Origin of the sequence: Pseudomonas sp. LB-090624, assembly GCF_003205205.1 — a bacterium.
GTDB lineage: Bacteria > Pseudomonadota > Gammaproteobacteria > Pseudomonadales > Pseudomonadaceae > Aquipseudomonas.
Map to the genome: position 1 here is coordinate 25,908 of NZ_QJRL01000015.1, position 16,541 is coordinate 42,448.

The window sequence follows — 16,541 nt, forward strand, 5'->3', positions numbered from 1 at the left end:
TGGCGTGACTCACTAACAACGACGAGAGTGCCCCGCCATGAGTGCGATCAGCAGCCTGACACACGCCATCTCCCTCGACCCGTACAGCGGCGAGCAGATCGGCGCCTACCCGTTCGACACCGACGCCGCACTGGAAGCGGCGCTGCAACGCGCCAAGGTTGGCTACCGCCAGTGGCGCCAAGTGTCGCTGGGTCAGCGCAGCGAGTACCTGCTGGCCCTGGCCGGCACCCTCGAAGCCAAGGCAGAAGCTTTCGCGCACATGATCAGCCGTGAAATCGGCAAGCCGATCGCCCAGGCCCGTGGTGAAGTCGCCAAATGCGTTGGCCTGTGCCGCTGGTACGCTGAGCACGGCCCGGCCATGCTCGCCGCCGAGCCAACACAGGTCGAAAAAGCCCGCATCGAATACCGCCCGCTGGGCCCGATCCTGGCGGTGATGCCGTGGAACTTCCCGGTTTGGCAGGTATTGCGCGGCGCCGTGCCGGCGATCCTGGCGGGTAACACCTACGTGCTCAAGCATGCGCCGAACGTGATGGGCAGTGCGTACCTGATGGCTGAGCTGTTCAAGGATGCCGGCCTGCCGCAAGGCGTGTTCGAAGTCCTGAACGTGACCCCGGACGGTGTCACCCGCGCCATCAACGACCCGCGCATCGCCGCCGTCACCCTGACTGGCAGCGTGCGCGCCGGCATGGCCATTGGTGCCCAGGCGGGTGCCGCGCTGAAGAAGTGCGTGCTGGAGCTGGGGGGATCCGATCCGTTCATCGTGCTGGCTGACGCCGACCTGGACGCCGCCGTCAAGGCTGCCGTCATCGGCCGTTACCAGAACACCGGCCAGGTCTGCGCCGCCGCCAAGCGCCTGATCGTGGAAGCGAGCATTGCCGATGAATTCACCCGCAAGTTCGTCGAAGCCACGCGCCAGCTGAAAGTGGGCAACCCGCTGGAAGACGACACCTACATCGGCCCGATGGCCCGCTACGACCTGCGCGACGAGCTGGACGGCCAGGTTCAGGCAACCCTGGCCGAAGGCGCTACCCTGCTGCTGGGCGGCCACAAGGTCGAAGGCGTGGCCAACGTCTACGCGCCGACCGTGTTCGCCAATGTGACCCCGGACATGACCGCGTTCAAGCAGGAACTGTTCGGGCCGGTAGCGGCGATCATCACTGCACGTGACGCCGAGCATGCGGTAGAGCTGGCCAACGACAGCGAATTCGGCCTGGCCTCGACCATCTACACGGCCGACTACGCGCTGGCCGAGCGCATGACTGCAGCGCTGGATACCGGTGGCGTGTTCATCAACGGCTACTGCGCTTCCGACCCCCGCGTGGCGTTCGGCGGCGTGAAGAAGAGCGGCTTCGGCCGTGAGCTGTCGCACTTTGGTGTGCGTGAGTTCACCAATGCCCAGACCGTGTGGCTGGACCGTAACTGATCCGATGCCCTGGGGCTGCGCAGCAGCCCCAAACGATCAATCCCGAACCTGGTCCTTGACCCAGTCGAGCATACCCCCCGGCACGATCAGTTCATGCCGCGCCCGCGAACAGGCGGTGTACAACCCCGCCAGCATGCGCGCCCGCTCATTGCGGTTACCCGCCACCTGCGGCGCCACCATCAGCTCCGGCGATACCATCACCCGGGCGAACTCCATGTTCTTCACATCCCGCACCCGCCCCAGGAACAGCTTCGGCGCCTTGTCCCAGCGATAACGGCTCTTGGCCTTGGCGAAATGCTCCGGCGTGTAGCCCTTGCGCAGCATGCTGGCCACCGCGAGGAATGCCTTGTCGTCACCCTTGTCCTGCTCCAGCGCCTGCCAACTGCCGTAACGAAACAGCATGGGATGGCGTGCCCGGGTGCCGTAGCGGTATAGCTCGATGCAGTCCTCGACGAACAGTTCGAAGTCCTTGCGTGCACTTTTCAGCAAGATGAACGGCACCCCTTGGTGCGTCAGGCGCTGGAACCAGCCGAACAGCCCCCATTCGTCATCGACTATCAGCGCCGTGGGCTGTTCCGGCACCGTGACCGCATCGAAGAAGCTGACCCGGGTGTAATGCTCGGCGCTGCCACTGAAGGCTGCCTGGATAGACGCCGGGTGCGCCTGGATCAACGGATTGAGCACGTTGTCCATCGCTGGCCCGGCGCGCAACGAATGGTCGATGCAACGCTGGCGGATGAAGCTGCCGTGGTGCGGGCTGAGACCATTGAGGTTCTGCAACTCGTCACCCAGGGCAATGATCGATTGCGGGCTGCGGTCGAGCACGGCAAGCATCGGTGCCGACAGCTCGTGCGCCTCGTCGACGATGACATGGGTGTAGCGGTTGCCGATCACGTAGTCTGTCAGCGACAGCAACTTGACCCGGTGGTAATCGCGCACCGGAAGCTGGATTTCCCGGGCTGAGGGGCGAATCAGTTCTTGCCAGTACAGTCGCGCCTTTTCCAGCAGTACTTCCTGGTCGAGCGGCGAAGTGCCAGGCCCGGCCCAAGGCAGGTGGTGCAGCTGCAGCTGAGTGTCGGCAGTGTGGCAAAAGGTACGCACGGCGCGGATGCACAAGCCAACCACGTCACGGGCGGCAAGCGGGCCAATGTCCGGGATCGCCAACCAGCGCACTACCTGCGCATCCTGCGGGCGCCATGAGCGTTTGGTGCGGTACGCGTCGCGCAGGCGCCAGCCATTGCTGGTGAGGTCGAGGTTGAGCAGCTCGTCCGCCAGTTGGCCGAACGTCAGCGCGGTGTAGGCGGCTGCGTCCTTCACGCGCGCCTGCAACGCGCGCAACTGGCCTTCGGTCAAGGCCAGCAGCAAGGTGCGCTGGGGCTCCAGCAGGCGGGCGAACTGGTGAATCAGGAAAGTCTTGCCAGTGCCGGCGAAGCCCTGCACGGCCACCGACTCGTCAATGCCACTGAGGAATTCGCGCAGCAGGCGGTTCTGCTGGTCGCTGAGCATCAGGTCACTGGCCAGCGCTGGCAGGTACACCGGGTGCAGTGGCGTGGCCCGCTGGCGGTAGGTTTCGGCAAACTGGAAATTCCACTGGCCCTCGGCATCCTGCAGTTCGTCGGCCTGGTATTCCACTTCGCTGGTCAGCAAGGCGATACCGTTTTCGCCAAGCATACCCAGGCCCATGGCGAAGGCTTCATGGTCGAAATGCTGTGCCACCTGGCCCTGGAAGCGCCCCGGGGCGGCGTTTTCCACTTCATTGGCAATGCGCACGATTTCGGCGAAGCGCCGTTCTTGCGCGTCTGCCGAAGCCGTTGCTGGCTGGCGTGGCAGGTTTTGCACGAACAGCACGGCGGCGGCTTCGAGGATGCTGGCGCTGCTGAAAAAGTCGGTGGTGGGCGCGCTGGCGAGGCGGTCGGCCTGGTCGCTGGGCAAAGGCAGGTAGAACATCGTCACCTCGGGTGGAAACAGGGCGGCACGATAGCAACTTTTGGCGTGCGATGCTGGGGTCAGTGTGACCTGGGCTGCTCAGTTCACGCGCTGGCGCGCTCGCACCTCAACCCTTTGCGACGCTTCAAGGTTTCACTTGGAAACTCCTTGAACAACTGCCGGTAACTCTCTGAAAACCTTCCCAAATGCCAAAAAGACCAGCGCATCGCCACCTCGGCCACGGTCACCTCGCCACCTCGCAGCAGATCACGCCGGGCGCCGTTGAGCCGGCGCAGGCGCAGCCAGTGTGCCGGCGGCATGCCGGTAAACGCCTTGAACGCCTGCTGCAACTGGCGCAAGGAAACCCCGGCCACGTCTGCCAGCTCAAGCAGGTTCAGCGTCTCTTCCGGGCAATCGGCCGCCCATTCGCTGACCCGGTGCATGATCGCCCTTTCCTCGTCCCGCCGCCCCAGGGCCACGCCTTGCAAACGCTGGCTGGCGTTGTCGAGGATGAACAGGCAGTCCTCCAGCAGTTGCTCAGCCAGGGCTTGCCCTTGCAATGGGCTACCCGCCTCGCCCAGGCGGGTCAAGGTGGCGCTGAGCCAGCTGCCGAACAGCGCATTCTGGCCGCTACCCAGTGGCACCATGAACAGCCCCTCCAGGCGCTGAGGGTCCAGGCCATGGCTGGCGAGAAAGGCCTGGTCGAACACGACCGCCACTTCCTGGTAGTTCTCTGGGGTGATCCAGATGTTGCGGCTCTGCTCATTCAGCAGATAAAGGCTGTTCTCGCTCTGGTCGAAGCAGAATGCCAGCGAACCGCTGGGCGCGCGAAAGAACTGCTCGACGCGGGTATTGAGCCGTTCCTCGTAAACATCCACCCCCCCAAGCCCCAGGCAGCGCAGCTGGCCACTGAAGTGCCCTGGCGACATCTGCCGGTATTGCTGTTGCCAACCCGGGGTGGCGCGGACTTGCTCGGTTACATCCGAAGTGTGGAAAGCCTGAACCTGCAAGGCATTGGGCGTTGTCACGCTGTGTCCTAGTTGCACTCTTTTGGTGCATTGCTTGCCGAAGAAAGTGGATAGATGGCGTTGCTCGCCTCGGACCAAGATAGTCTCCAGCGCGTCACCTGGGAAGTCACCGGCACCTGCCGCGCACACAAAAACCCAACCAAGAGGTCTGTATGAACGCCCCCTTCGATCAGCTGTCCACCTGGCTGAAAGAACACCGGATCACCGAAGTCGAATGCGTGATCAGCGACCTGACCGGCATCGCCCGCGGCAAGATCGCGCCGACCGCCAAGTTCCTCCACGAGCGTGGCATGCGCCTGCCCGAGAGTGTGCTGCTGCAGACGGTCACCGGCGACTACGTTGACGACGACATCTACTACAACCTGCTCGATGCCGCCGACATCGACATGGTCTGCCGCCCTGACCCCACGGCCGTGTACCAGATCCCATGGGCAATCGAGCCAACCGCGATCGTGATCCACGATACCTTCGACAAGCAAGGCAACCCCATCGAGCTGTCGCCGCGCAACGTCCTCAAGAAGGTGCTCAAACTCTATGCCGACAAGGGCTGGCAGCCGATCGTGGCCCCCGAGATGGAGTTCTACCTGACCAAGCGCTGCGAAGATCCGGACTTGCCACTGCAAGTGCCGCTGGGGCGCTCCGGCCGTGCCGAAAGTGGCCGTCAGTCGTTCTCGATCGATGCCGCCAACGAATTCGACCCGTTGTTCGAAGACGTCTATGACTGGTGCGAAATCCAGGGCCTGGACCTGGATACGCTGATCCACGAAGACGGCCCGGCGCAGATGGAAATCAATTTCCGTCACGGCGACGCGCTGGACCTGGCCGACCAGATCACGGTGTTCAAGCGCACCATGCGTGAGGCCGCGCTCAAGCACAACGTGGCTGCCACGTTCATGGCCAAGCCGATCACCGACGAACCTGGCAGTGCCATGCACCTGCACCAGAGCGTGGTCGACATCACCACCGGCAAGCCAATCTTCGCCAACGAAGACGGCAGCATGAGCCAGCTGTTCCTGCACCACATAGGTGGTTTGCAGAAGTACATCCCCAAGCTGTTGCCGATGTTCGCGCCCAACGTCAACTCGTTCCGCCGTTTCCTGCCGGACACCTCGGCCCCGGTCAACGTCGAGTGGGGTGAGGAAAACCGCACGGCTGGCCTACGCGTGCCCACCTCCGGCCCGGAAGCCATGCGCGTGGAAAACCGCTTGCCGGGTGCCGATGCCAACCCGTACCTGGCCATCGCTGCCAGCCTGTTGTGCGGCTACCTGGGCATGGTCGAGCAGATCGACCCTAGCGCACCGGTACAGGGCCGCGCCTATGAACGACGCAACCTGCGCCTGCCGATCACCATCGAAGATGCGCTGCAGCACATGGAAGACTGCGAAACCGTGCAGCAGTACCTGGGCAAGCAATTCGTCCAGGGCTACGTGGCGGTCAAGCGCGCCGAGCACGAGAACTACAAGCGCGTCATCAGTTCGTGGGAGCGTGAATTCCTGATGCTGAGTGTCTGAACCACCGCGGGGGTGCTTTGCACCCCCTGCACAGGCAAGCCTGCACCCAACTCGAAGAACAAGACCAACGAGGTGTCCCCATGCGTCATCTGCAAGCCCTGATCCCCGCTGCATTCACCCTGCTGTTCGCCACCACAAGCCACGCCAGCCCCACTGTCAGCGTGTACAACTGGACCGACTACATCGGTGACACCACCCTGGCCGACTTCCAGGCCAGCAGCGGCATCAAGGTGGTCTATGACGTTTTCGACTCCAACGAAACCCTTGAAGGCAAGCTACTGGCCGGGCGCACCGGCTATGACGTGGTGGTGCCCTCCAACCATTTCCTCGCCCGCCAGGCCCAGGCCGGTGCGTTCCTGCCGCTGGACCGCAGCAAGCTGCCGAACTGGCAGCATCTGGACCCCAAGCTGCTCAAGCAGCTGGAACAGAACGACCCCGGCAACCGGTACGCCGTGCCCTACCTGTGGGGTACCAATGGCATCGGCTACAACGTCGACAAGGTCAAGGCGGCACTGGGCGTGGACCATATCGATTCCTGGGCCGTGCTGTTCGAGCCCGAGAACCTGAAAAAGCTCAAGCAATGTGGCGTGGCCTTCATGGACTCGCCAGACGAGCTGTTCCCGGCCGTGCTCAACTACCTGGGCCTGGACCCGCGCAGCGAAAAAGCCGCCGACTACGCCAAGGCCGAGGCCCGCATGCTGGAGCTACGCCCCTATATCACTTACTTCCACTCCTCCAAGTACGTCTCCGACCTTGCCAACGGCGATGTCTGCGTGGCTTTCGGCTATTCCGGCGACGTGTTCCAGGCGGCCAACCGCGCCGTGGAAGCGAAGAACGGCGTGAAGGTCGCCTACAGCATTCCCAAGGAAGGCAGCAACCTGTGGTTCGACCTGCTGGCTATCCCCAAGGATGCCAACAACCCCGAGCAGGCCCTGGCGTTCATCAACTACCTGCTCGACCCCAAGGTGATCGCCAAGGTCAGCGCTACGGTCGGCTATGCCAACGCCAACCCGGACGCCAAGGCGTACATGGATGCATCACTGGTGAACAACCCCGAGATCTACCCGCCCCAGGACGTGCTGGACAAACTGTACATCTCCAGCACCCCGAGCCCGAAGATCATGCGCGTCATGACCCGCTCCTGGAGCAAGATCAAGTCCAACCGCTGAGCCGAGAGCGCCCATGCCTTTGAATACCCAACACACCGCCTCGTACTACGCCGCCACGGCACGCGACGCAGCCCCCTACCCCAGCCTGGACGGCGACCTGACGGCCGACGTATGCGTGGTCGGCGGCGGGCTGACCGGGGTCAATACCGCGCTGGAACTGGCCGAGCGCGGTTTGTCGGTGGTCCTGCTGGAAGGCCGACGCATTGGCTGGGGTGCCAGCGGTCGCAATGGCGGCCAGCTGATACGCGGCATTGGCCATGATGTCAGCGGCTTCGCCCGGCATGTCGGCCAGGACGGCGTGCGCTACCTCAAGCAGGCCGGCATCGATTCAGTGGCGCTGGTGGCCAACCGCATTGCCCGCCATGACATTGCCTGCGACCTGCGCTGGGGCTTCTGTGAACTGGCCAATACCCCAGCCCAGTTCGCCGCCTTCAAGGATGAACAGGATGACCTGGCAGCGTTGGGCTATCGCCATGAAACCCGCCTGGTCGGCGCCGCGCAGCTGCATGAAATTGTTGCCAGCGACCAGTATGCCGGCGGCTTGGTCGACATGGGCTCGGGCCACCTGCACCCGCTCGACCTGGTCCAGGGCGAAGCCCGCGCCGCCCACAGCCTGGGCGTGCAGATTTTCGAGCAAAGCCCGGTACTGCGCATCGAGCACGGCCCCAGCGTGACGCTGCACACCGCGCGCGGCAAGGTACGCGCCAGCAGCCTGGTACTGGGCTGCAATGCCCACCTCGACGAACTGGAGCCGCGGCTGAGCGGCAAGGTGTTACCGGCCGGCAGCTATGTGGTAGCCACCGAGCCTTTGCCCGAAGCACTGGCCAGCAGCCTGATCCCGCAGAACATGGCGCTGTGCGACCAGAAGGTCGGCCTGGACTACTATCGCCTCACGGCCGACCGCCGCCTGCTGTTCGGCGGTGCCTGCCACTATTCCGGGCGCGACCCCAAAGACATCGCCGGCTACATGCGGCCCAAGGTACTGAAGGTATTCCCACAACTGGCCAGTGTGCGCATCGACTACCAATGGGGCGGCATGATCGGCATCACTGCCAATCGCTTCCCCCAGGTCGGGCGCTTGAACCAGCACCCCAACGTGTATTACGCCCAGGGCTATTCAGGCCACGGGCTGAACGTGACGCACTGGACGGCGAAACTGCTGGCCGAAAGCATCGCCCTCGGCCACAGCCACGGCCTGGACGTGTTCAGCGCCGTGCCGCACCTGACCTTCCCCGGCGGCAAGGCCCTGCGCTCACCGCTGCTGGCATTGGGCATGTTGTGGTACCGCTTGCGTGAGGCCCTGGGTTGAGTGGGCAGCAACGTTTGCAGCGCCCCTCAGGGCGAGCCACCAACCGTGTTCTTTTCAAAGAGGATTGCCCCGTCCACTAGCCAACTGCCTCGCACCTGCTAGCGTTGTTGAGGCCGACCTCTCACGGATGCCTTTTCATCATGAAATCATTGCCTCGCATTACCCTGTTGTGCGCCGCGCTGCTTGCCGTGGCCGCCTGCTCCAGCAACCGCGTGGACCCCAAGGATTACTCCGGCTTCCTCAAAGACTACAGCCGGCTGCAAGAGGCCAAGAGCCCGTCGGGCGACCCGGTAATGCGCTGGATCGACCCCAAGGTCAACATCAACCAGTACAGCCAGGTGTTCATCGAGCCCAGCCAGTTCTACCCCAAACCGCAGCCGACCCCGGTCATCTCCGCGCAGACCCTGGGGGAAATCACCCGCTACTTCAACGAAGCGCTGCGGCGTGAAATGGGTGGCGTCATGCCGCTGGCCAAGGGGCCTGGCCCCGGCGTGATCGTGGTGCGCCCGGCGATTACGGCGGTGTCTACCAGTAACGAAGGCCTCAAACCCTATGAGGTGATCCCCATCGCGTTGATCGCCGCGGGTGTGAACACCGCCACGGGCGGCCGTGACCAGGACGTGGATGTGGGCGTGGAAGCGGCCTTCCTCGATGGTGCCAACCAGAAGGTACTGGCCCAGGTGGTGCGCAAAGGCGCTGGTCAGGAACTGGAGAACGACACCCAGAAGCTGACCTTGAACGACGTCAAGCCGGTGCTGGATGGCTGGGCCAAGGACATGCGTGCGAGCTTCCTGGCAGCGAAGCAGAAAGGCCGCTGAGTCAGAGCTGACCCAACAGGTCAACGCAACCTGGGTAAGGAGCGGCCCATCGAGACACAAGGCCGCTCCAGTTGACCGCGTTCAACATCAGCACTCGACAAAAGCGACTGCCAAACCGCCGCGCGAGGTTTCCTTGTAGTTGGCATGCATGTCTGCCCCGGTATCACGCATGGTGCGGATCACCCGGTCGAGCGAGATGAAGTGCTCACCATCCCCTCGCAACGCCATTTGCACGGCGTTGATCGCTTTCACCGCAGCAATGGCGTTGCGCTCGATGCAGGGCACCTGCACCAGGCCGCCTACGGGGTCGCAAGTGAGCCCGAGGTTGTGCTCCAGGGCAATCTCGGCCGCGTTCTCCAGTTGCGGCGGCGTCGCTCCCAGCACCTGAGCCAAGCCGGCGGCAGCCATCGAACAGGCCGATCCCACCTCGCCCTGGCAGCCTACCTCAGCCCCCGAAATCGACGCATTCTTTTTGCACAGAATACCCACCGCCGCTGCCGCCAGCAGGAAATCGACTACATCGGCATCGCAAACGGTGGGGTTGAACTTCATGTAGTAATGCAGCACAGCCGGGATAATGCCAGCAGCGCCGTTGGTAGGGGCGGTGACCATGCGCCCGCCTGCCGCGTTCTCCTCATTCACCGCCAGGGCGAACAGGTTCACCCACTCCATGGCGCTGAGGGTTGAGCCGATCACGTTGGGCTTGCCCAGCTCCTGCAGGCTCCGGTGCAGCCGCGCAGCGCGTCGCTTGACATGCAGGCCGCCAGGCAGAATGCCTTCGTTGCGCAGACCGTTCTCCACGCACTCACGCATAGCAGCCCAGATGCGCAGCAAACCTTCACGCACCTCGGCCTCCGGTCGCCAGGCACATTCGTTGGCCATCATCAGTTGGGCCACGCTCAACCCGTGAGCCTTGCACAAGCCCAGCAACTGGGCGCCACTGTCGAACTCATAGGGCAGCACCACCTCATCCACGCTACGGGTCGGCGTATCGATCTGCGCTTGCTCGACGATGAAGCCACCGCCAACCGAATAGTAGGTCTGGCACAACAGGCTACCCTGCCCGTCCATGGCTTCCAGGCTCATGGCATTAGGGTGATAGGCCAGGTTCTCGTCGAGGAACAGCACGTCACGGGTATAGTCGAAAGCCAGCGGGTGGCTGCCATCGAGCATCAGGCAGTGTTCCTGCAGCACCTGGCCAATGCGTGACTCGATGGTGGCCGGGTCGATACGGTCCGGCCACTGGCCCATCAGCCCGAGCAGGCAAGCACGGTCAGTGGCATGGCCTACCCCGGTAGCGGACAACGAGCCGTACAGCCGCACCTCCACACGTGTTACCCGCGCCAGCAGGCCTTGCTCGCGCAGGGCCTGGGCAAAGGTCGCAGCGGCCCGCATGGGGCCGACGGTGTGGGAGCTCGAAGGGCCGATGCCGATTTTGAAAAGGTCGAAAACACTGATAGCCATACTAATGCCTGACCGTGAGCAGCAATACCGCTGCCACACGGTTATCTGAAGAAATTGAGCGCTGATGCGATTCTGCGCGATACTGACGCGCAGACTCATGAATGACCAACGAAACTTCCTAAGCAAGGCTTTAGCGGTACTAAACGATGCGACGACAATTGAATGGGCAGATGTTCGTCTGGCTGCATGTATTTGCCTGTGCAGCCCGGCACCTGTCCTTTACCCGCTGCGCCGAAGAGCTGCACATTACCCCGGGCGCAGTCAGCCAACAGATGCGCCAGCTGGAAGAACGCCTGGGCTATCGGCTGTTCCTGCGCAGGGCGCGCGGCGTCGAGCTGAGTGCCGAGGGCCAACGCCTGGCGCAGACGGTGGCCGAGGCCTACGGCAGTATCGAAGCCGAACTGCTGCGCCTGGACGCCGGTGAAATCCGCGGCACCTTGCGTGTGCGCTCGATCCCCTCGTTCCTGGCCAAATGGCTCACGCCGCGCTTGCCGCGCTTTCAGCAACGCTACCCGGACATCGAGTTGCGCCTGGTGGCTGAAGACAGTGCCCAGGCGCTGACGCCGGGCGACTTCGACCTGGCCATCGACCTGAACGATGGCAGCTACCCAGGCATGCTCTCGACGCCGCTGCTGGACGAGCAGATTTTCCCCGTGTGCTCACCTGCCTTGCTACGTGGGCGCCCACCCCTGCACGGGCCAGGCGATCTGGTGCACTACCCGTTGCTGCACGACATCACCGCCTGGCGTGGCAGTTCGGAGTATGCCGAGTGGGAATTCTACCTGGACGGCATCGGCGCCACCGGGCTGGATGTACGCCGTGGGCACACCTTCAACCGTAACCACCTGACCATCGAGGCGGCGATTGCCGGTATTGGCGTGGCGATTGCCCGGCGCACGCTGCTCAATGACGAACTGGAGCGTGGCGCCCTGATCGTGCCGTTTGGTGTGCCCATCGCCAACCACAAACGCTATGTGGTGCATTACCCGCCGGGTGGCCTGAACCAGCCAGGGGCGCGAGCAGTGCATGACTGGCTGGTGGAGGAAGCGCGCGGGTTCAGGGAGTTGCATCCATTGATCAAGGACTCGCCTGCAGGCCCCGCAGCCCCGAGGCATCGTCAATAGGCGTGCTTGCCGGTAAACGCATTCAGCGTCCGCACCAGGATCACGAAGTCCAGCCACAGGGACCAGTTGTTGATGTACTCGATATCCGAGTCCACCCGTTGGATCATCTGCTCGATGTCCTTGGTCTCGCCCCGGAACCCGCGTACCTGGGCCAGGCCGGTCATGCCCGGCTTGATATTGTGGCGGGCAAAGTAGTCAACGATGTCCTGGGAATACAAGGTGTCATGTTGCAGGGCATGCGGCCGCGGCCCGACCAGCGACATCTCCCCCGTCAGCACATTGAACAACTGTGGCAACTCATCGAGGCTGGTACGCCGGATAAAGGCACCCACCCGGGTCAACCGCGGGTCATTCTTCTGCGCCTGAACCACCACGCCATGCTCCGGCTGGTGTACATGCATGCTGCGGAATTTCCAGATGCGAAACGATTCGCCAGTCCAGCCCGTGCGTTCCTGGCGGAAGAATACCGGGCCACGGCTGTCGATCTTGATGGCCAAGGCCACTGCCAGCAGCACAGGTGACGCACAGAGCAGGATCAACGCTGCCAGCACCCGGTCCTCAAGGTTTTTCAGGAACAGGCTCATGCCCGTCAGCGGCGTCTCCGACAAGGTCAGCACTGGAATACCGGCGATTTCCCGCACGCTGTGGTTGATCAGGCGCAACGAGAAGATGTCGGGCACCCAGTTGACGGCAATGCACTTGTCGAGCAACTTGAAATACACATCGTTGATGACTTCGGACCCCCCCAGCGGGGTCACCAGGTACACCGTGCGGATAGCGTGCCGGGCGACCAGCGCGTCGAGGTCGCCAATATGCCCGAGCACCGGCAGGCGCTGTTTGCCCTCGGCAGTCTCCAGCCCCTGCTCATCATCCTTGTCGAGCAGCACGCACCCAAGCACCCGCTCGCCAAACCACGGGTTGTTGCTGATTTTCTGATACAGGAAGTTAGCCAGGTCACCGTTGCCGATGATGAGGGCATTGTCCAGCCGCGCGTGTGCGGTAAAGCGTTTTTGCAGTTCACGCACGGCAAAGTGCAAGAACAACTGCGCGACATAACCAATGACGAACAACTGCCCCATCAGCAAGCGTGAATAGGTTTCGCTTTGCTTGGTCAGAAAGGCCATGACCACCAGGAAGCAGAAGGTCGCCGACCAGGCCTTGAACAGGCGGAACGCCTTGATCGAAAGCCCGACGTTGGTGCGGTAGATCGCGTAATGATCGTAAATGACCGCCAGGGCGCCAATCAGCAGCAGCAGCATGATCACGTAATCGGCGGTGATGTAGCCAAACTGGTCGTAGATCAGGTACCAGGCGATACCGGTCACGGCAATACCATCGAGGCCGGCCTGGATGGCGTTGCTGACACTGCTTCGTCTCTGGAGCAAGGAACGACTGCTTCTGGGTTCGAAAACCATTTCAGGCCTCATCAGTTAGAGCGTAGCCAGTGCCATCCAGCAAACATCACGTCTTGAAAACAACTTATGCAAAGCCCGTGCTGCAGAATCGTTCAGCCCCCAAGCCGTTGATATCACTGTAGCAGCCACCCGCCAGCGACGTGCCCGCAATCACTCCACTCGGCGATTTTGGCCGATTCACACCGTACGGCTGGTGGAAACGGCCGCTCGCCGTAACAGCAGGGTGCGCAACAGGAATAACGGATTGCCCACGACATACCGTATGAACAAGCGCTTGGGTTCACGCAGCAGACGGTACAACCACTCCCCTCCCAGACGCCGCAACCAACCAGGTGCGCGGCTGACTTTGCCTCCCAGAAAGTCGAGGATGGCCCCGCCACACACGATCAGGCATGGCCCGCCGATGGCTGCAAGCTGTGCCGCAACGGCTTCCTGCTTGGGCATGCCCATGCCCAGCACGATCAGCTCAGGTTGCTGCTCGCGCGCCAGCCGCAGGTAGGTTTCGACACGGGCAAAACCGTCGTGAACGGACACCGGTACTACCCCGAACGCGCTTTCACAGCGTCGGACTGCGTGGTTCAGGTAGGGTTGCCGGGTCCCCCAGAAAGCAACCTTGCGCCCACGGTAGGCCGCCAACAGCCGGGGAATGAAGTCGGTGCCGTTCATATTCAACCCAGGTTCGAGGCCCAGGCGGCGATAGAGGATCGCCATGCCGGAGCCATCACGCAGCAGCACGTCGGCGGCCGACAGTGCCTGGCAGTAGGCACCATCGCGCACCACCAGGTTCATCGCATGGGCATTGACAAAGCCCAGTACGGTGGCTGTTTCCGGAGTGGCCAGGCGTTCGAGCAGGTGCTGCGCTGCGCTGCCGTCCTCGACGACTGCCATTTGCTCGATAATCCGCGTCCAGCGTTGCTGCCATAGCCACTGAGCCATCAGTCATCATCCCGTTTTGATCGCACCCATTCGACCTGGCGCCTGATCAGGAAGCCCAGGTACAAAGGAATCTTCCTCGCGGCGTAGAACGGCGCATACAGCAACACCGAAAACGGTATCAGCTCACGGCAGAACCGCGCCCAGGCCAGCACCACCGCAAAGCCCAGCAAGGCCAGCCCGGCAAGGGCCAGCCACGCAGGCGCCGACAGGTCGAACAGCAGGAATGCCAGCCACGTCACCAGGTTGAGCCCGAGCAAGGTCAACGTCAGCAATGCCAGGGGGGATACCACCAGGTCCAGGGTCATGGCCGCGAGGCTGCCGTTGCGCTGGGTAATGGCGGCCAGTACGCGCTTGGGTGCATCGCCCAGCATCAAGCCCAGGTGACCATGCTCCCAGCGGGTGCGCTGGCTGTTGAGCCCTTGCTGGCTCAGCGGGAACTGACTGGTAACCAGGGCTTCGGGACAGAACAGCGGGGGCTTGCCCTGCTGACAGAGGTCCAGCCCCAGCTTCACGTCCTCTACGAGGTGGCCGTTGGCGAGGTTGATCATGCTCAGATCGTGCCAGCCGAACGCCATGCCCGCACCCATCAACTGGCAAGGCAGGCCCAGCCGCGACCAGCCCCGTGGACGCACCAGGTTCTTGACCCGCCAGGCAAACTCGGCAACCTGTACTTTCAGCCCGGCACCGGCGGGTGCGCGCATCAGGTACAGCGATTGCACCGGGCGCTGGGCTGCATGGCAACGACGTGCCAGGGTGTCGATCGCACCCTCGCCCACCTGGCAATCGGCATCCACCACGATCACCACCTCGGGTGGCTGACGGGCCAGGTGGCGTACACCGAAGTCCAGTGCGTAGCCTTTGCCGCGCAACTGTGCATCGTACCGCTCGACCACTTCGGCGCCTGACTCGCGCGCCAGTTGTGCCGTGGTGTCAGAACAGTTGTCGGCGACCACCAGCAGGCGGTCGCCTTCGAGCAGTTGCGGGGTAATGGTCGCCAAGGTGGCCTGGATGATCGAGGCCTCGTCGTGAGCAGGTACCAGCACCGCGACCCGAGGCCGGGCACCGCTGCCCGGCAGCGGCGCCCGTGCAGGCAGACAGGCCATTAGCACCTGAAGCGAAAACACCAACACCGGTACCAGGACGATGACCGTCAACAGGCCCAGCAGCCAACCCAATACACTAATCATGCGAATGCCTTGAAGTAGTCGGCCAGCCTGGCCGCCTCGGTGTCGATATCGTGCCGTTGCAATACCCGCTGGCACGCCGCATCACCCATGCGTTGCAGCACCTCGACCGGTTGCGCCAGGCAGTCGGCCATGGCGGTCACCAGCTCGTCGACCGCCCCGGCGGGAAACAGCCAGCCATTCTCACCAGGCCTCACCAGTTCAGGGATACCTGCCACATAAGTGGTGAGTACCGGTCGGCGCAAGGCCATGGCCTCCATGATGACCACCGGCAGGCCTTCGGCAAAACTAGGCAGTACCAAGGCGCGGGCCGCCAGGATTTCCTCGCGGACCTGCGCGCTGCTGATCCAGCCGGTAATGCGCACCCACTGCTGCAGACCGTGTTGGGTAACCAGCGCCTCGATCTGCCCGCGCATTTCGCCGTCACCGGCCAGCACCAGCTCAAAGGCGACCGACTGGGCAGCAAGACGGCGCGCGGCTTCCATCAGCAAAAGCTGACCTTTCTGCTCGCACAGGCGCCCGACGCATAGCAACCGTGGCGCCGACGGCACAGCAACCGGCGCCACCTCATGAAAACTCCGTTCCAGGCCGCAGTGCACCACCTTAACCTTGCTCCACTGCTCGTGCGCCACCCAGCGAAACAGTTGGCTGCGCCCGTACGAACTCACCGCCACGACAAAGGCGGCACGCCGCACCTTCTCCCCCATGTGCAGGAACTGCGGCTTGTCGAACTCCTCCGGCCCGTGCACGGTAAAGCTGTACGCCGGCCCGCCCAGGACGTTGGCCAGCATGACCACTTCGGTAGAATTGGTGCCGAAGTGCGCGTGCACGTGGTCCGCCTTGGCGACCTGCAGCCACTGCAGTAGCTGGCAGGCCTCAGCCAGGTAGACCAGGTGGTAGGGCCAGGGGCGGTCGGCACGCAGGCCTAGGCGTAGCGCCAGCCACAGAGCCTGGCCAAAGCGCCGTGGCTGCGCGCGCAGCACCTGCCAGGTCGGCCCTAGCAACCCCTTCAGCCCGTCTTTCAGCACGTAGCGGGTCGTGTCCCGTTCTGTCGCGTCCTCGGCATCCTGCACCTCGGCGTCCCACCCGCGCAGCGCCATGCGTTGCACCTCTACCCCCTGACGCTCCAGCGCCAGGATTTCGCGACGGATGAAACTGTGACTGACTTTCGGGTACTGATTGATGAAGTAAGCAATGCGCATACGAATCCAGATCCAAACCCGCTTGATGACCA

General features: G+C 63.2%; 13 protein-coding genes. 6 read left to right on the forward strand and 7 right to left on the reverse strand.

The annotated features are described in order from the left end of the window. The first annotated feature begins 37 nt into the window (after positions 1–37). Positions 38–1,423, forward strand: a complete 1,386-nt coding sequence (locus tag DMX11_RS15450; RefSeq protein WP_110745277.1) for an aldehyde dehydrogenase family protein — start codon at positions 38–40, stop codon at positions 1,421–1,423. Between the two features lie 36 nt (positions 1,424–1,459). Here DMX11_RS15450 and DMX11_RS15455 read toward each other — a convergent pair whose 3' ends face one another. Together DMX11_RS15455 and DMX11_RS15460 are read right to left on the reverse strand one after the other, a co-directional pair. After that, positions 1,460–3,370, reverse strand: coding sequence for an AAA family ATPase (locus DMX11_RS15455; RefSeq protein ID WP_110745278.1), 1,911 nt, complete (start codon positions 3,368–3,370; stop codon positions 1,460–1,462). Between the two features lie 83 nt (positions 3,371–3,453). Continuing rightward, positions 3,454–4,377 (reverse strand): helix-turn-helix domain-containing protein, encoded by a 924-nt coding sequence (locus DMX11_RS15460; RefSeq protein WP_110745279.1) that lies wholly within the window; start codon positions 4,375–4,377, stop codon positions 3,454–3,456. Positions 4,378–4,529: 152 nt separating this feature from the next. Here DMX11_RS15460 and DMX11_RS15465 point away from each other — a divergent pair, with 152 nt between their 5' ends. The 4 genes from DMX11_RS15465 (at position 4,530) to DMX11_RS15480 (ending at position 9,184) form a co-directional block, all read left to right on the forward strand. Continuing rightward, positions 4,530–5,888, forward strand: coding sequence for a glutamine synthetase family protein (locus DMX11_RS15465; RefSeq protein ID WP_110745280.1), 1,359 nt, complete (start codon positions 4,530–4,532; stop codon positions 5,886–5,888). A gap of 80 nt (positions 5,889–5,968) precedes the next feature. Further along, positions 5,969–7,057: a polyamine ABC transporter substrate-binding protein gene (locus tag DMX11_RS15470; protein ID WP_110745281.1), complete on the forward strand. Its 1,089-nt coding sequence runs from the start codon at positions 5,969–5,971 to the stop codon at positions 7,055–7,057. 13 nt (positions 7,058–7,070) lie between these two features. After that, on the forward strand, positions 7,071–8,366 hold the full coding sequence (locus DMX11_RS15475; RefSeq protein ID WP_110745282.1) for an FAD-binding oxidoreductase: 1,296 nt from the start codon (positions 7,071–7,073) through the stop codon (positions 8,364–8,366). Positions 8,367–8,506: 140 nt separating this feature from the next. Next, positions 8,507–9,184, forward strand: coding sequence for a DUF3313 domain-containing protein (locus tag DMX11_RS15480; RefSeq protein WP_110745283.1), 678 nt, complete (start codon positions 8,507–8,509; stop codon positions 9,182–9,184). Between the two features lie 87 nt (positions 9,185–9,271). Here the strand turns inward: DMX11_RS15480 and DMX11_RS15485 are convergent, their stop codons facing one another. Then, positions 9,272–10,648, reverse strand: a complete 1,377-nt coding sequence (locus DMX11_RS15485) for an L-serine ammonia-lyase (protein ID WP_110745284.1) — start codon at positions 10,646–10,648, stop codon at positions 9,272–9,274. A 146-nt stretch (positions 10,649–10,794) separates the two neighbouring features. Between DMX11_RS15485 and DMX11_RS15490 the strand changes: the two genes are divergently transcribed. Further along, positions 10,795–11,772, forward strand: coding sequence for a LysR substrate-binding domain-containing protein (locus DMX11_RS15490; protein ID WP_110745285.1), 978 nt, complete (start codon positions 10,795–10,797; stop codon positions 11,770–11,772). Here the strand turns inward: DMX11_RS15490 and DMX11_RS15495 are convergent. The 4 genes from DMX11_RS15495 to DMX11_RS15510 all read right to left on the reverse strand — a co-directional run bounded on the left by DMX11_RS15495 (position 11,766) and on the right by DMX11_RS15510 (position 16,509). Continuing rightward, complete coding sequence (locus DMX11_RS15495) at positions 11,766–13,187, reverse strand: undecaprenyl-phosphate glucose phosphotransferase (RefSeq protein ID WP_110745286.1); 1,422 nt, start codon at positions 13,185–13,187, stop codon at positions 11,766–11,768. The two genes, DMX11_RS15490 and DMX11_RS15495, sit on opposite strands and share 7 nt — an antisense overlap. A gap of 177 nt (positions 13,188–13,364) precedes the next feature. Further along, entirely contained in the window at positions 13,365–14,123 is a 759-nt protein-coding gene (locus DMX11_RS15500; RefSeq protein WP_110745287.1) for a WecB/TagA/CpsF family glycosyltransferase, read from the reverse strand. After that, entirely contained in the window at positions 14,123–15,310 is a 1,188-nt protein-coding gene (locus DMX11_RS15505; protein ID WP_110745288.1) for a glycosyltransferase family 2 protein, read from the reverse strand. Before DMX11_RS15505 ends, DMX11_RS15500 begins: the two co-directional genes overlap by 1 nt. Further along, positions 15,307–16,509 carry a glycosyltransferase family 4 protein gene (locus DMX11_RS15510; protein ID WP_110745289.1) on the reverse strand — a complete coding sequence of 401 codons (1,203 nt, stop codon included), beginning with the start codon at positions 16,507–16,509 and terminating at the stop codon, positions 15,307–15,309. The genes DMX11_RS15505 and DMX11_RS15510 overlap by 4 nt, the downstream gene beginning before the upstream one ends. Between the last annotated feature and the right edge of the window lie 32 nt (positions 16,510–16,541).

What these genes read in the sequence shown, in the direction of transcription:
- DMX11_RS15450 (WP_110745277.1), top strand. Translation starts at nt 38, where the DNA reads ATGAGTGCGATCAGCAGCCTGACACACGCCATCTCCCTCGACCCGTAC.
- DMX11_RS15455 (WP_110745278.1), bottom strand. Translation starts at nt 3,370, where the DNA reads ATGTTCTACCTGCCTTTGCCCAGCGACCAGGCCGACCGCCTCGCCAGC.
- DMX11_RS15465 (WP_110745280.1), top strand. Translation starts at nt 4,530, where the DNA reads ATGAACGCCCCCTTCGATCAGCTGTCCACCTGGCTGAAAGAACACCGG.
- DMX11_RS15470 (WP_110745281.1), top strand. Translation starts at nt 5,969, where the DNA reads ATGCGTCATCTGCAAGCCCTGATCCCCGCTGCATTCACCCTGCTGTTC.
- DMX11_RS15475 (WP_110745282.1), top strand. Translation starts at nt 7,071, where the DNA reads ATGCCTTTGAATACCCAACACACCGCCTCGTACTACGCCGCCACGGCA.
- DMX11_RS15480 (WP_110745283.1), top strand. Translation starts at nt 8,507, where the DNA reads ATGAAATCATTGCCTCGCATTACCCTGTTGTGCGCCGCGCTGCTTGCC.
- DMX11_RS15485 (WP_110745284.1), bottom strand. Translation starts at nt 10,648, where the DNA reads ATGGCTATCAGTGTTTTCGACCTTTTCAAAATCGGCATCGGCCCTTCG.
- DMX11_RS15490 (WP_110745285.1), top strand. Translation starts at nt 10,795, where the DNA reads ATGCGACGACAATTGAATGGGCAGATGTTCGTCTGGCTGCATGTATTT.
- DMX11_RS15495 (WP_110745286.1), bottom strand. Translation starts at nt 13,187, where the DNA reads ATGGTTTTCGAACCCAGAAGCAGTCGTTCCTTGCTCCAGAGACGAAGC.
- DMX11_RS15500 (WP_110745287.1), bottom strand. Translation starts at nt 14,123, where the DNA reads ATGGCTCAGTGGCTATGGCAGCAACGCTGGACGCGGATTATCGAGCAA.
- DMX11_RS15505 (WP_110745288.1), bottom strand. Translation starts at nt 15,310, where the DNA reads ATGATTAGTGTATTGGGTTGGCTGCTGGGCCTGTTGACGGTCATCGTC.
- DMX11_RS15510 (WP_110745289.1), bottom strand. Translation starts at nt 16,509, where the DNA reads ATGCGCATTGCTTACTTCATCAATCAGTACCCGAAAGTCAGTCACAGT.